The sequence below is a fragment of the Bradyrhizobium sp. PSBB068 genome, assembly GCA_016839165.1.
Taxonomy (GTDB): domain Bacteria; phylum Pseudomonadota; class Alphaproteobacteria; order Rhizobiales; family Xanthobacteraceae; genus Bradyrhizobium.
The window spans coordinates 743,520-756,842 of sequence record CP069300.1 but is presented as its reverse complement, the minus strand read 5'-3'; the positions used below and the strand labels follow the sequence as shown (position 1 = coordinate 756,842).

Here is a 13,323-nt window from a genome sequence, read left to right as displayed (position 1 = left end):
GCGAAAGAAATCTCGGTTCCTGACGCCGGTGATGAATTTGGCCGAGGCGCGTTGCAAAGCCATGGCGGTGGCGCGCCTCGGCCATCACCGCGACGAGGACGCTGCGATCACCAGTAGACGCCGTAGCGGGCAGCGATCCGGCGAGCCTTGGCTTCATCGCTCTCCCGGCGGCTCGTCTGGGTCCGCTTCACCGGACGCGACGCTTGCGCCCTCGAGGCCTCGGCCGGCTGGGCCTGCGACGGCGCCGGCTGGGCCTCGGCCTGATCAGGAGCAACGGCCGGTTGCGCCTGGGCGGGCGCATCAGCGTTCGCGAGCACGAGGCCACGGCTCTGGCCGGCGTCTGCGGTGGCGGCGGAGGCGACGATGACGGCCGCGGCCAGGATCAGTTTGCGCATGGAAGTTCTCCCCGGTTGATGGCAGGAGACTAGGGAGCGGGTCGGCTTCGCTCTGTGATATAGATCACATTGAAATTGGAGGTATCCGGATGGGCAAGGGCGCATTGGCGCTGCTGATCAATGGCGGCTCGGAAAACTGGTCGTCGGCGCGCTGGAAGGCGCGGTTCGACGCGGTCTGCCCCGACCGCCCCGTCGTGCTGCTGCCGGACGGCGCGCTGGACCCCGCCGAGGTGCACTATGCCGCAGTGTGGAAGCCGAAGCCGGGCGAGCTCGCCGCGTTCAAGAACCTGCGCGTCATCTTCAACCTCGGCGCCGGCGTCGACGCGCTGATGGCCGACCGCTCGCTGCCCGACGTGCCGCTGGTGCGCGTTGCGGTCTCCGACCTCACCGGCCGGATGACCGAATATGTCGTGTTGCACGTGCTGATGCATCACCGCCAGGAGCCGTACTTGCGCGAGTCGCAGCGATTGAAGCGCTGGGCGCCGGATTATCAATGGGCCGCGAACGCGATCACCGTCGGCGTGATGGGGCTCGGCACGCTCGGCGCGGCCGCCGCGCAGGCGCTGCGCGCGCTCGGCTTCCGCGTCGTCGGCTGGAGCCGCAGCGAGAAGCGGATCGACGGCATCGCATGCTACCACGGCGCCGACGGACTCGACGCGTTCCTGCGCGCGACCAACATCCTGGTCTGCCTGCTGCCGCTGACACCGGACACGCGCCATGTGCTGAATCGCGATGCGTTCGCGAAGCTGAACCGCAACAGCCCGCTCGGCGCACCCGTGATCATCAATGCCGGCCGCGGCGGATTGCAGAACGAGGCGGATATCCTCCGCGCGCTCGACGACGGTACGCTGGGTGCCGCCTCGCTCGACGTCTACGAGACCGAACCGCTGCCGCAGGACAGCCCGTTCTGGAGCCATCCGAAGGTGGTGCTGACGCCGCACAATGCCGCCGACACCGACGCCGACGATATCTCGAAATACGTCGCGGCACAGATCGCGCGCTTCGAGCAAAACGGGGAGCTGGAGAACGTGGTCGATCGCAAGCGGGGGTATTAGCAGCGCCGCCACGCCACAAACGGTGTCATCCCGGCGAAGGCCGGGACCCATACCCCGCGGCCCCTCATTGGGGCACGCGGGGGAGGCATCCTGCACAACAACGATGTCCTGTGGTTACGGGTCCCGGCCTTCGCCGGGACGACAAGCAGATCGGCTGCAACCTCACCCCTCAGCCCATCTCGGCAACCACCTCGGCGAGCCGGTCGTAGGCGGGCGCGACGCCCTTATCGATGCCGGAGTTGAGATGGCCGTCACGCGCCTCCTTGGTGGGATGGCGGATGGTGGTGGTCAGCGTGGTGGTGCCGGCTTCCTCGACGAAGGTCGAGATGACGAGATATTCCTCGCTGGTGAAGCCCGGCATCGAGAAGGTCTCGCCGAACGCCAGCCGCTCGGGGCGCACCACCTCGCGATAGGTGCCGGCGAGTTCATGCTCGATGCCCTCGGACGAGCGGAACACGAACCGATAGGCGCCGCCGACGCGCAGGTCGACCTCGCACACCGGCATCACGAGGGTCTCGCAGCCAAGCCAGCGCACCAGATATTCCGGCTTGGTCATCGCATCGAACACGAAGCGCCGCGGCGCGTCGAACTGCCGCGTCATCGCGAATTCGAAATCCGACGGGGTGGTGATCTTCAGCGTCTTATTCACGCGTGCGTCCACGTTGCTTCTCCTTTACTCTGATTTTACGGGTGTTGCGCGGCGGAGCCTTTGCGGCCTCCTCCGCCTTCATCTCCTCGAGCAGGCCATCGAGGCGGTTGAAGCTCTCATCCCAGAAGCGGCGGAAATTTCCGAGCCAGCCATCGACCTGCTTGAACGAGTCGGGCGCGATCCGGCACGGCCGCCACTGCGCTTCGCGCCCGCGCGAGATCAGCCCGGCATGCTCCAGCACCTTCAGGTGCTTGGAGATTGCCGGCAGGCTCATGTCGAACGGCTCCGCCAGCTCCATCACCGAGGTCTCGCCGAGCGCGAGCCGCGCCAGGATCGCGCGCCGGGTCGGATCGGCCAGCGCCGCGAAGGTCGAACTGAGGGGGTCCAGCGGCATGTTCGTACTTAGCTCATCGGTTAAATAACCTTTGGGTTAAATACGACCGAACTGCGCCCGCGTCAACCGCCGATGTTGGCCGCTGACGCAGGCGTGAACGATCTTAGGATTGGCGCGCGAAGGTGACGTGGGTCGCGTTCGGGCTCGCGACCTGCGAGACGACGGCGTAACCGAGCGCAGGCAGGTCGAGGCCTGCGAACAGATTCTCACCGGCGCCGAGCAGCACCGGCGATAGCGCCAGCTGCACCTCGTCGAGCAGGCGCGCTTCCAGGAACTGGCGCACCAGCGACACGCCGCCGCCGACCCGGATGTCCTTGTCCCCGGCAACCGCGCGCGCGCGCTCAAGCGCGACGTGAATGCCTGACGTCACGAAGTGAAACGTGGTGCCGCCTTCCATTTGGATGTCGGGCCGCGCATGATGGGTCAGCACATAGGTCGGCGTGTGATACGGCGGATTGGGGCCCCACCAGCCTTTCCAGGACTCGTCCGGCCACGGCCCGCGGATTGGGCCGAACATATTCCGCCCGAGGATCCAGGCGCCGATATTTTCCATCGACTTGCGCGCGATCTCGTCATCGAGCCCGGTGCTGCCGCCGTCCTGGCCGAAGGTCTGGCGGAATGTCCGGGTCTGGAGGAACCAGCCGGGCAACACCATGCCGCCTTCGCCGAATGGATTTTCGAGGCTCTGACGCGGTGCCGCGCCAAATCCGTCGATCGAGACCGAGAATGCTGAAGTCCTGACTTTTCCCATGATGTTCCGTTTCCGTGAGCGGGGAGACCTTACGGAAGACGGGTCGGAAAACCAGAACCCGACATTTACTGCTGAAGAATTTTTGCCGCCTCTATTGGGCCCGGCACATCAGGTCGACGGCCCCCTTCACGATCGCCTCGAGTTCCCCGCGCGGCACGCGGGCACGGGCACGGATCGCGATCGTGTGGATGGTGGCGGATGCAAGGTGCGCCAGCGCCGCCGGGTCGGCGCCCTCAGGCAGCTCGCCGCGCTCCTTGGCATGGCGGAAGCAGATGCCGAACGCCTTGTCGAGCTCGGTTAGGCCCTCCAGCACCATGCTGCGGATATCGGGATCCGACACCGCCTCCGAGGCTGCCGTCATCACCGTGAAGCAGCCGCGCGGGCCGGACTCGCCGGAGAGATAGATGTCGAGCGCGATGCGATAGATGCGCTCCAGCCGCTCGCGCAACGGCGCATCGTCGCGGAAGATGTCGGCCATCGCGGCGCGCGCGTCATCGCGATAGCGCTGGTAGCTCTTGATGTAGAGCTCGCGCTTGTCGCCGAACGCGCCATAGAGGCTCGGCCGGTTCATGCCGGTCGCGGCGCTCAGATCATCGAGCGAGGTCGCGGCAAAGCCATCGCGGCGGAACAGATCGAGCGCCTTGCCGAGGGCGACATCCGGCTCATAGGCGCGCGGCCGCCCGCGCCGCTTCGGCGCAACGGGTGCTGCAATTTTGGCAGTAGATGGTGGCTTCTTACTTTTTTGTACCATTTCGCACTAAATTCCTTGACGCCACAAATATTATCCAGGACAGTACAAAAATCAACAACGGCCGGACCCCCGCGCCAGATACTGGAGGCTCCCATGGATCTTTATTTCTCGCCGCTCGCGTGCTCGATGGCGACCCGCGTCGCGCTCTATGAAGCCGGCCAGCCGGCCAACTATCTCGAGGTCGATCCGAAGACCAAGCAGGTACGCAACGACGGCTCCGACTTCAGCAAGGTCAACCCGCTTGGCCTGGTGCCGACGCTGCGCACCGACGACGGCGTGGTGCTGACCGAGAACGCCGCGATCCTGCAATATGTCGCCGACCAGTTCCCGCGGGCCGGCCTCGGCACCGCGTCGAACGCCGAACGTTCGAAGCTGCATCAATGGCTGTGCTTCATCGGCACCGAGCTGCACAAGGGCCTGTTCCTGCCGCTGCTCGACAAGAAGGCGCCGCCGGAGGCCAAGTCCTATGCACTGGAGAAATACGTCTCGCGGCTCGACTATGTCGAGGACCATCTGAAGGGCCGCGACTACCTGCTCGATCATTTCAGCGTCGCCGACGCCTATCTCGTCACGGTGATCAACTGGACCATGGCGACGCCGCCGATCGAGCTCGCGAAATGGCCGGCGCTGAAGGCCTATTACGAACGCCTGCGCGCCCGGCCTTCGGTGGCGAAGGCGGTCGCGGAAGAATTCGAGCTCTACAAGGCTGAGATCGCGCGGCACAAGGCGGCGGCGTAAGCTTCTCCTTCTCCCCGCCTGCGGGGAGAAGGTCGGGATGAGGGGGAGTCTCCACGAGGTCGCTGAGAGACGAACTCGCGGAGACTCCCTCTCACCCGGATCGCATCTGACGATGCGATCCGACCTCTCCCCGCAAGCGGGGCGAGGTGAAGTATCGCGGTAGCCTGCGCGCCGCGGTCAGCATCCCCGGCAAATCGAAAGCTTGCGCGTATCGAGCTCCCCAGCGGCAGGTTGCCCCTGCCCTGCGGGCCATTCCATAAAGACCGGGTGGAAGTGCTTCCATTGATCGTAATATTCGGCCGGCAAAGTGAACGGCTGGCAGTCGGTGATCGCTCGCAGCGCACTCGCTTGATAGGCTCGCGCATAATCTGACGTGGCCGACTTGCTCCCCGGCAGCACCTCGGGTTGCCCATCCAGTTTACCCTCTCGCGTCAGCTTGACCACGAACTCAACCTTCATGCTCGCGGCCTCGTCACCGACGCGTACAGGCTTCCTCCAACACCTCTCGATCTGATGCCTGAACATCGATCCCCAGGTGTCGGGCCCGCGCATCTCACTCTTCGCCGCGCTTGGCTGGATTGGAATGGCTAAAAAAGCGCTCGCGAGGAGGACGCCCGTGAGCACAAGGGCTGTAGAACGTTCAATTGACATGAAATGAGTCCGGCGGACGCGTTGAGGTTGCAATCGCCGAATAAACCGATCTTGATCGAGACTTGCAAACGCTTTCGATCGGCCGGGTAATATCCCGTAGCCCGGATTAAGCGCAGCGCAATCCGGGAGCGGTGCGATCGCTCACCAGGGCGTCGGGACGACAACTAAAACGGACTATCCCCCAACCCCGGCACATCCGCCGGGCGCGGGCCGGGCGCCGGCCAATGGAAGCGGCGGTCCTTTTCCGCAATCGCGATGTCGTTGATAGAGGCCTCCCGGCGGCGCATCAGGCCGTGCTCGTCGAACTCCCACTGCTCGTTCCCGTAGGAGCGAAACCAGTTGCCACTGGCGTCGTGCCATTCGTACTGGAAGCGCACCGCGATGCGGTTGCCGTCGAACGCCCAGAGATCCTTGATCAGGCGATAGTCCTGCTCCTTCTCCCATTTGCGGGTGAGGAAAGCGACGATCGCCTCGCGGCCCTGAAACACTTCGGAGCGATTGCGCCAGCGGCTGTCCTCGGTATAGGCGCTGGCAACCCGGACGGGGTCGCGCGAATTCCAGGCATCTTCCGCCATGCGCGCCTTCTGCGCGGCGGTCTCACGGGTGAAAGGTGGCAGCGGCGGGCGTGACATCGGCGATCCCTCGTTGTTGAAGCATGATCCGGAAAAGTGTGAAGCGGTTTTCCGAAAAGATCATGCTCGAAATAGAAGACAAGCGCGATCAATCTGATCGCGCTCTGTCACGCGCAAATCTATCGTCGCGCCGCATGGAGTCGATGGGGCGTTTCCTATCGCCCAATAACTAAGCTAGATCGGCCTTCATCAGCGCACGGATGGACTTCGGGATCGGCTGTGCCCTGCCCTGGCTGACGAAAGCAACGCGGACCTGGGCCTTCACAAGCACGTCATCGCCGCGCCGGACCTCCTGCGCCAGCATGATGGAGGCGCCCTTCACCGCGATCGGCCAGGTCACGACATCGAGCATGTCGTCCATCCGCGCGGGCTTGAGGAAGTCGAGCGTCATCGAGCGCACCACGAAGGCGAAGCCGCCGGTCTCCTCCTGCGCCTCCTCGAACAGCGCGTTCTGTTCGGCCCCCATCAATCGGAGATGATTGGTACGCCCGCGCTCCATGAACCGCAGGTAATTGGCGTGGTAGACGATGCCGGAAAAATCGGTGTCTTCGTAATAGACACGGACCTGCATATGGTGTCGGCCATCACGGATCGCGCCGTCGATGTGGGGTAAGGTCAATTGCGGCCCCTCGATTGCCTCGGAGAGCAATCGTGTTGCGCAAATTATCCGATCACGCAAGCGCGATCAGGACACCACCGGCCCCTTTCCGCCGAGCGTGACCTGCACGATCTCGGGCGGCACGCCGAGGCGGAACGGCATGATGCTGCAGCCGAGGCCGCCGGAGACGACGACGTCGCATTTCAGCTTGATGTGGCCGTAGGCGAGCCGCATGCCGTGCTTGACCGGCACCGCCGGCGACCAGCCGAGCAGCCGGATCTGGCCGCCATGGGTGTGGCCGGACAGTTGCAGCGCAACGCGCGAGGGCACTCGGAGCGCAACATCGGGCTCGTGCGCGAGCAGGATCACCGGCGCATCGTCGGTGACTTTCGCGAGCGTCCCGTTGAGATCGTCGACGCCGACGCGCCTGATCTCGCGATAGGGCCGCGCCGCCATGAAGGCGAGCTGGTCGCCGAGGCCCGCGAGCCAGAACGGGCGGTTATCCTTGACGAGCCGCACTGCGTCGTTCTCGTAGACCGGGATGCCGGCGCGCTCCAGTGCGCGGCGCGCGACCGGTGTGCCCTGCCCCAAGCGCTGCACCATCTTGTCTTCCCAGTAATCGTGATTGCCGAGCACGGCGTGCACACCGAGCGGCGCCTTCAAGCCCTTGAGCACGGCGGCCCATTCGGATGCCGGAATGAAGCGCGTGACGTGGCGCAGTCCCGCGACATAGTCGCCGAGCAGCACGATGATGTCAGGGTTCAGTGCGTTGGTGCGGTCGACGATCTCGGCGATGCGATCAAGCGACATCCAGGGATCGCAGGCGTGGATGTCGGCGAGGGCTGCGATCCTGAGCGGAAAGTCCGACGGCCATTGCCGCGGCGACAGATCGTAGCGCGTCAGCGTGAGCCGGACGACCGGCTCGCTGACGCCGTAGGCTGCGGTCGAAGCGGAGGCGGCGGTCAATCCGCCGAAGCCGCGAAGAAAATGACGACGTGAGATCATGGACATGTGATCGGTGATGCCTGAATGAACATAGGCCCTTTGATTGGAGCGAAATTGGGCCCCGTTTGTGCAGACGGCCTGCAGAGATGCCGCGATGGTTAGCGCGCAAGGTTACCGGCGGCGCAATGCGCTGCACCAACACGCTTCTTCACGTCTTCGAGAGCTTTGAGTTCAATCCTCGTCGCCGTTGCCGCTGAACAGGCCGAACTGCGAGGGATCGCGGTTCGGCTCGGCGAGGCCGAGGTGGCGGAAGGCATGCGAGGTCAGCAGCCGGCCGCGCGGGGTGCGCTGCAGATAGCCGCACTGGATCAGATAGGGCTCGATGATGTCCTCGATCGCATCGCGCGGCTCGGACAGCGCCGCCGCCATGGTCTCGACGCCGACCGGCCCGCCGCCATAGTTCAGCGCGATGGTGGTGAGATAGCGCCGGTCCATCGCATCGAGCCCGGCGCTGTCGACCTCGAGCGCGCTGAGCGCCCGGTCTGCGATGCCGCGATCGACGGAGTCCGCATCGGCAGCGGAGGCAAAGTCGCGCACCCGGCGCAACAGGCGGCCGGCGATGCGCGGCGTGCCGCGGGCGCGGCGCGCGATCTCGTTGGCGCCATCCGGGCTCATGCCGATGTTCAGCACGCGGGCGCCGCGGGTGACGATCTTCTCCAGCTCCTCCACGGTGTAGAAATTGAGCCGGACCGGAATGCCGAAACGATCGCGCAGCGGGTTGGTGAGCAGCCCCGCGCGCGTCGTCGCGCCGACCAGCGTGAATTTCGACAGCTCGATCTTCACCGAGCGCGCCGCGGGGCCTTCGCCGATGATCAAATCGAGCTGGAAATCTTCCATCGCGGGATAGAGGACTTCCTCGACCGCCGGGCTGAGGCGATGGATCTCGTCGATGAACAGCACGTCGCGCTCTTCGAGATTGGTGAGCAGCGCCGCGAGGTCGCCGGCCTTCGCGATCACCGGACCGGAGGTGGCGCGGAAGCCGACGCCGAGCTCGCGCGCGACGATCTGCGCCAGCGTGGTCTTGCCGAGGCCGGGGGGACCGACGAACAGCACGTGATCGAGCGCCTCGCCGCGCTTCTTCGCCGCCTCGATGAAGATCGAAAGATTCTTCCGTGCCTGGGCCTGGCCGACGAATTCAGTCAGCGACTGCGGACGCAGCGCGGTGTCACCGACATCGTCGGAGCGGCGTTCGGGTGTCACGATGCGGGGCGGCGTGTTCACTTCGACAATTCCTTAAGCCCCAGCCGGATCAGCTGCGCGGTCTCGGCGCTTTCGCCGGCGCTGCGCGAGGCGGCGGCGATGGCGGCGGCGGCCTGCGGCTGGCCGTAGCCGAGATTGACCAGAGCGGAGATCGCATCGGTGACCGGGCGCGGCGCGCGGTTGTTGTCGATCGCGCCCGAGAGCTGAACCACAGCGGGATCGACATCGGCAAAGCCCGGCGCCTTGTCCTTCAATTCGCTGACGATGCGCTCGGCGACCTTCGGCCCGACGCCCGGGGTCCGCGCCACCGCCGCCTTGTCGCGCAGCGCGATGGCGTTGGCGAGATCGGTCGGCGGCAGCGTGCCGAGCACCGCGAGCGCGACCTTGGCGCCGACGCCCTGCACGGTTTGCAGCAGGCGAAACCATTCGCGCTCGTGATCACTGCGGAAGCCGAACAGCTTGATCGCGTCCTCACGCACATAGGTCTCGATCGAGAGCACGGCCGCTCCGCCCGGCGACGGCAACGCCTGCAGCGTGCGACCAGCGCAATGCACCTGATAACCGACGCCGCCGACGTCGAGGATCACGTAATCCTCGCCATAGGAATCGATCAGGCCTTTGAGCTTGCCGATCATCTTGCCACCTCGCACTCGGTGCTCGCACTGCGTTCGAATGCTTCAGTGTGGGACGTACCGGCGGAAGGGCTCCCTCCCCCCTTGCGGGGGAGGATTAGTGAGAGGGGTACCACACGACGCGCTCTCTCAATTTCCGTTTCGGCGGCGGGTGACCGACCTTGCGAGAGTGATGAACGCATCGACCGTCTCGCCCTGGGCTTACCCCTCTCCCCACCCCTTGCCCGCAAGGGGGGAGGGAGCCCGATCAGCGCGCCCGCCTCACTCGCACCGATCATAGGTTCGCCACCCTGAGCCGCAGCGCCGCACTTTGGCGGTGATGGGCATGGGTGATCGCGACCGCGAGCGCGTCCGCGGCGTCGGCGGAGGGCGGCTCGGCTTTCGGCAGCAGGATCTTCAGCATCACCTGGATCTGGTTCTTCTCGGCGTGACCGGCGCCGACCACGGTCTTCTTGACCTGGTTCGGCGCGTATTCGGCAACCGAGATACCGAACATTGCGGGCGCCAGCATGGCTACGCCGCGGGCCTGGCCGAGCTTCAGCGTGGCAACGCCGTCCTTGTTGACGAAGGTCTGCTCGACCGCGGCCTCGGCCGGCCTGAAGTCGCCGAGCACCGCGGCAAGCCCCTCATGGATCGCGAGCAGCCGGCTCGCCAGCGGCAGATCGTCCGGCGGCTCGACCGAGCCGCAACCGATATACACCAGACGGTTGCCTTCGGTCTCGATCACGCCCCAGCCGGTGCGGCGGAGACCCGGATCGATACCGATGATGCGGACGGGAGAGCGAATCGGCTGGGCTGTCATGGGGTAGTGATACCGCCTGGCCTGCGAGAACGAAACACAAACGGAGTACCATCCCCCGCTCCGCGCGTCATCGCACGGTGCCCGTCATCCAGCCGTGCTCGTCATCCCCCGCGAAAGCGGGGGATCCAGTACGCCGCGGCCTATCGGATCAAGCACAACGACAGCCTCTGGAATACTGGATCGCCCGGTCGAGTGTTCGGGCGATGACAGCAGAGTAAGTGGCTCAGCCGCCCATCTTCGCGATCAGCGCGTCGGACACCTCGAAATTGGCGAACACGTTCTGCACGTCGTCGTGCTCGTTGAGCAGATCCATCAGCTTCAGCAGCTTTTCGCCGGTTTCGTCGTCGACCGCGACGGTGTTCTGCGGCTTCCAGGTCAGCGCCGCCTTGCGCGGCTCGCCGAACTTCGCTTCCAGCGCCTTGGCCACGTCGCGGAAGGTATCCTGCGAGGCGTAGACCTCGTGGCCGCCCTCGCTGGACACCACGTCGTCGGCGCCGGCCTCGATTGCGGCGTCCAGCATGGCATCGTCGGAGGCGACCTTGGCGTCGTATTCGATGATGCCGGTGCGATCGAACATAAAGGCGACCGAGCCGGTTTCGCCGAGATTACCGCCGGACTTGGTGAAGAACGAGCGGATGTCGGAGGCGGCGCGGTTGCGGTTGTCGGTCAGCGCCTCGACGATGACGGCGACGCCGCCGGGGCCATAGCCCTCGTAGCGGATCTCGTCATAGTTCTCGCCCTCGTTGCCGGCCGCCTTCTTGATGGCGCGGTCGATATTGTCCTTGGGCATGTTCTCGGCGCGGGCCGCGACCACGGCGGCGCGCAGGCGCGGGTTCATCGCCGGATCGGGGGTGCCGAGCTTGGCCGCCACAGTGATTTCGCGCGCCAGCTTGCCGAAAAGCTTCGACTTCTGGGCATCCTGCCGGCCCTTGCGGTGCATGATGTTCTTGAATTGGGAATGGCCGGCCATGCGACGTCTCTTCGAGGCTTAGGGTCTGAACGAGGGTGGAAAACGCGGCCTTATAGGCCTCTCACGGTCAAAATCAAAGGATCGGCGAGGCCTTCGGGCCCGGGAATACTACCGCATGCCGGAATATGAGGCACTTGTTAACCATGACTTCATGCCCGGATGCGAGGATCGCCGCCGTCCCGCCGTAACTTTCCCAGAGCCCCCGGAACTCCCATGGCGTTCGGTTTGTTTCGAAAGCAAGTGCCGGAGCCGGTTGCGCCAACCGTCGCGCCGCAGGTTCCAGCCGCGGTTGCCACGCCCGAGGTCTCCACCGAGGCCGATTCGGCCAAGGAGATCTTGGAGCTGCTGGAACTCGAGCTCGGCGCGATGATCCGCCAGCTCGAGCGCGCCGCCAGCTCGGTTGCCGACGGCGCCGAGGCGACGGCAGCCAAGCTTGCCACCATTCGCGCCCGCACCGATGCGCTGACCGGCCGCAGCAGCGACGCACAGAGCACCGCGACAACGTTCTCTGAGGCCGCCGACCGCTTCACCCATTCCGCAGAAGGCATCGGCCAACAGGTGCGCAGCGCGAGCCAGCTCGCCGACGACGCCGCGGCCGCGGCGCGCGAGGCCACCGCCAATGTCGATCGGTTGCGCGAATCCTCCGCCGCGATCGGCAACGTCGTCAATCTGATCGCGCAGATCGCGCGGCAGACCACCCTTCTCGCGCTCAACTCGACGATCGAAGCGGCGCGCGCCGGCGCCGCCGGCAAGGGCTTTGCGGTGGTCGCGACCGAGGTCAAGGCGCTGGCGGTACAGACCCAGAGCGCAACCGAGGAGATCACGCGGAAGATCGAGGCTTTGCAGAAGGACGCCACCGGATCGGCGGACGCCGTCCACCGCATCTCGCAGGCGATCGAAAAGATCCGCCCGGTGTTCGAGAACGTCAACGGCGCGGTCGCCGAGCAGAACCAGATTACCGGCGAGATCGGCCAGAACGCGGCCTCCGCCTCCAGCTTCATCGTCTCGGTCGGCACCAGCGCCGGCGAGATCGACTCGGCGACGCAGGAAGCCGCCGCGCATGGCGACGATGTCGCCAAGGCCGGCAAGGCGGTGACCGGCTTCGCCCGGAAGCTGAAGGCCCGCTGCGCGGTGCTGTTGCGCCAGAACGAACGTGTCGACCCGCGCAGGAACGAGCGCCTGCCCTGCAGCCTCACCATCGAGATCAAGACCACGCGCGGCACCGTCACCGCACAGGTCTACGAGATCGCGATGGACGGCATCCTGATCGGCGGCCCCGACGCCGAGAAGCTGCCGGCCCATGAGACCCTGAGCGCGAGGTTGCAGGATATCGGCGCGTGCCGGATCAGGATCGGCGACCGCTCCAAGGCCGGCTGCCAGGCCCGCTTCGAAGCGGCGAACGCCGAACTCCGCGAAAAGATCGAAGACCGGATGTGGGCGATCCACGAGGAGAACACCGAGTTCGTCACCCGCGCGATGGAAGCCGGCCACGCGCTGAGCAAGATCTTCGAGAACGGGCTGGCGAGCGGTGCGATTGCGATCGCAGACATGTTCGACACCGACTATGTCGAGATCGCGGGCACCAACCCGGTGCAGCATCGCACCCGGATGCTGGACTGGGCGGAGCGCGCGCTGCCGGCCTTCCAGGAGGCGTTCCTTGCCAAGGACAAGCGGATGGCGTTCTGCGTCGCGATCGACCAGAATGGCTATCTGCCGGTCCACAACAAGGTCTACTCGCAGCCGCAGCGGCCGGGCGACGTCGCCTTCAACACCGCCAACAGCCGCAACCGCCGCATCTTCAACGATGCAGCCGGCCTTGCCGCCGGCCGCAACCAGCGCGCTTATCTGATCCAGACCTACGCGCGCGACATGGGCAACGGCAACACCGTGATGATGCGCGAGATCGACGTGCCAATCCGCGTCCGCGGCCGGCACTGGGGCGGCTTCCGCACGGCCTACAAGCTTTGATGACTGGGTAGTCCGGATGCAGCGAAGCGTAATCCGGGCCACCCAGTGCACGCTCAGGCAAGACGGCCTTCGCGAATCACACTTTAGATCGGAATGGAGAATGCTGCTGCGGCTCGACGGGCCGTCGTGACT

16 protein-coding genes are annotated in these 13,323 nt (G+C 65.6%); 3 read left to right on the top strand and 13 right to left on the bottom strand.

Annotated features, from left to right (window positions below; genetic code table 11):
* Window positions 1-107 precede the first annotated feature (107 nt).
* On the bottom strand, window positions 108-395 hold the full coding sequence (locus JQ507_03565; GenBank protein QRI70627.1) for a hypothetical protein: 288 nt from the start codon (window positions 393-395) through the stop codon (window positions 108-110).
* Window positions 396-484: 89 nt separating this feature from the next.
* Between JQ507_03565 and JQ507_03560 the strand changes: the two genes are divergently transcribed.
* Window positions 485-1,450, top strand: a complete 966-nt coding sequence (locus tag JQ507_03560) for a glyoxylate/hydroxypyruvate reductase A (GenBank protein ID QRI70626.1) — start codon at window positions 485-487, stop codon at window positions 1,448-1,450.
* 169 nt (window positions 1,451-1,619) lie between these two features.
* Here JQ507_03560 and JQ507_03555 read toward each other — a convergent pair whose 3' ends face one another.
* The 4 genes from JQ507_03555 to JQ507_03540 all read right to left on the bottom strand — a co-directional run bounded on the left by JQ507_03555 (window position 1,620) and on the right by JQ507_03540 (window position 3,995).
* Complete coding sequence (locus tag JQ507_03555) at window positions 1,620-2,111, bottom strand: SRPBCC domain-containing protein (protein ID QRI70625.1); 492 nt, start codon at window positions 2,109-2,111, stop codon at window positions 1,620-1,622.
* Window positions 2,092-2,493, bottom strand: a complete 402-nt coding sequence (locus JQ507_03550) for a winged helix-turn-helix transcriptional regulator (protein ID QRI70624.1) — start codon at window positions 2,491-2,493, stop codon at window positions 2,092-2,094. The genes JQ507_03555 and JQ507_03550 overlap by 20 nt, the downstream gene beginning before the upstream one ends.
* A 103-nt stretch (window positions 2,494-2,596) precedes the next feature.
* A complete protein-coding gene (locus JQ507_03545; protein ID QRI70623.1) occupies window positions 2,597-3,244 on the bottom strand; it encodes a dihydrofolate reductase in 648 nt (215 codons plus the stop codon).
* A gap of 91 nt (window positions 3,245-3,335) precedes the next feature.
* Window positions 3,336-3,995: a TetR/AcrR family transcriptional regulator gene (locus tag JQ507_03540; protein QRI70622.1), complete on the bottom strand. Its 660-nt coding sequence runs from the start codon at window positions 3,993-3,995 to the stop codon at window positions 3,336-3,338.
* Between the two features lie 93 nt (window positions 3,996-4,088).
* On the opposite strand from JQ507_03540, the gene JQ507_03535 reads away from it, so the two are divergent.
* Window positions 4,089-4,733 (top strand): glutathione S-transferase N-terminal domain-containing protein, encoded by a 645-nt coding sequence (locus JQ507_03535; protein ID QRI70621.1) that lies wholly within the window; start codon window positions 4,089-4,091, stop codon window positions 4,731-4,733.
* A gap of 177 nt (window positions 4,734-4,910) precedes the next feature.
* Here the strand turns inward: JQ507_03535 and JQ507_03530 are convergent, their stop codons facing one another.
* From JQ507_03530 to JQ507_03495, 8 genes are all read right to left on the bottom strand, one after another.
* Window positions 4,911-5,192, bottom strand: a complete 282-nt coding sequence (locus JQ507_03530) for a hypothetical protein (protein ID QRI70620.1) — start codon at window positions 5,190-5,192, stop codon at window positions 4,911-4,913.
* Between the two features lie 356 nt (window positions 5,193-5,548).
* A complete protein-coding gene (locus JQ507_03525; protein QRI70619.1) occupies window positions 5,549-6,016 on the bottom strand; it encodes a nuclear transport factor 2 family protein in 468 nt (155 codons plus the stop codon).
* A gap of 169 nt (window positions 6,017-6,185) precedes the next feature.
* Window positions 6,186-6,635, bottom strand: a complete 450-nt coding sequence (ybgC, locus tag JQ507_03520) for a tol-pal system-associated acyl-CoA thioesterase (protein QRI70618.1) — start codon at window positions 6,633-6,635, stop codon at window positions 6,186-6,188.
* A 66-nt stretch (window positions 6,636-6,701) separates the two neighbouring features.
* Window positions 6,702-7,619: a metallophosphoesterase gene (locus JQ507_03515; protein ID QRI70617.1), complete on the bottom strand. Its 918-nt coding sequence runs from the start codon at window positions 7,617-7,619 to the stop codon at window positions 6,702-6,704.
* Between the two features lie 171 nt (window positions 7,620-7,790).
* Window positions 7,791-8,840: a Holliday junction branch migration DNA helicase RuvB gene (gene ruvB, locus JQ507_03510; protein QRI70616.1), complete on the bottom strand. Its 1,050-nt coding sequence runs from the start codon at window positions 8,838-8,840 to the stop codon at window positions 7,791-7,793.
* Window positions 8,837-9,454, bottom strand: a complete 618-nt coding sequence (gene ruvA, locus JQ507_03505; GenBank protein ID QRI70615.1) for a Holliday junction branch migration protein RuvA — start codon at window positions 9,452-9,454, stop codon at window positions 8,837-8,839. Before ruvA ends, ruvB begins: the two co-directional genes overlap by 4 nt.
* A 271-nt stretch (window positions 9,455-9,725) precedes the next feature.
* Window positions 9,726-10,253 (bottom strand): crossover junction endodeoxyribonuclease RuvC, encoded by a 528-nt coding sequence (gene ruvC / locus JQ507_03500; protein ID QRI70614.1) that lies wholly within the window; start codon window positions 10,251-10,253, stop codon window positions 9,726-9,728.
* A gap of 223 nt (window positions 10,254-10,476) precedes the next feature.
* A complete protein-coding gene (locus tag JQ507_03495) occupies window positions 10,477-11,223 on the bottom strand; it encodes a YebC/PmpR family DNA-binding transcriptional regulator (protein ID QRI70613.1) in 747 nt (248 codons plus the stop codon).
* Window positions 11,224-11,436: 213 nt separating this feature from the next.
* Between JQ507_03495 and JQ507_03490 the strand changes: the two genes are divergently transcribed.
* Window positions 11,437-13,191, top strand: coding sequence for a methyl-accepting chemotaxis protein (locus JQ507_03490; GenBank protein QRI70612.1), 1,755 nt, complete (start codon window positions 11,437-11,439; stop codon window positions 13,189-13,191).
* The last annotated feature ends 132 nt before the right edge of the window (window positions 13,192-13,323 follow it).

Excerpts from the sequence above, each read along its gene's own strand:
- JQ507_03550 (QRI70624.1), bottom strand. The coding sequence starts at position 2,493 with ATGCCGCTGGACCCCCTCAGTTCGACCTTCGCGGCGCTGGCCGATCCG.
- JQ507_03565 (QRI70627.1), bottom strand. The coding sequence starts at position 395 with ATGCGCAAACTGATCCTGGCCGCGGCCGTCATCGTCGCCTCCGCCGCC.
- JQ507_03540 (QRI70622.1), bottom strand. The coding sequence starts at position 3,995 with ATGGTACAAAAAAGTAAGAAGCCACCATCTACTGCCAAAATTGCAGCA.
- JQ507_03560 (QRI70626.1), top strand. The coding sequence starts at position 485 with ATGGGCAAGGGCGCATTGGCGCTGCTGATCAATGGCGGCTCGGAAAAC.
- JQ507_03490 (QRI70612.1), top strand. The coding sequence starts at position 11,437 with ATGGCGTTCGGTTTGTTTCGAAAGCAAGTGCCGGAGCCGGTTGCGCCA.
- JQ507_03515 (QRI70617.1), bottom strand. The coding sequence starts at position 7,619 with ATGATCTCACGTCGTCATTTTCTTCGCGGCTTCGGCGGATTGACCGCC.
- JQ507_03495 (QRI70613.1), bottom strand. The coding sequence starts at position 11,223 with ATGGCCGGCCATTCCCAATTCAAGAACATCATGCACCGCAAGGGCCGG.
- ruvA (QRI70615.1), bottom strand. The coding sequence starts at position 9,454 with ATGATCGGCAAGCTCAAAGGCCTGATCGATTCCTATGGCGAGGATTAC.
- JQ507_03530 (QRI70620.1), bottom strand. The coding sequence starts at position 5,192 with ATGAAGGTTGAGTTCGTGGTCAAGCTGACGCGAGAGGGTAAACTGGAT.
- JQ507_03535 (QRI70621.1), top strand. The coding sequence starts at position 4,089 with ATGGATCTTTATTTCTCGCCGCTCGCGTGCTCGATGGCGACCCGCGTC.
- JQ507_03525 (QRI70619.1), bottom strand. The coding sequence starts at position 6,016 with ATGTCACGCCCGCCGCTGCCACCTTTCACCCGTGAGACCGCCGCGCAG.
- JQ507_03545 (QRI70623.1), bottom strand. The coding sequence starts at position 3,244 with ATGGGAAAAGTCAGGACTTCAGCATTCTCGGTCTCGATCGACGGATTT.
- ruvC (QRI70614.1), bottom strand. The coding sequence starts at position 10,253 with ATGACAGCCCAGCCGATTCGCTCTCCCGTCCGCATCATCGGTATCGAT.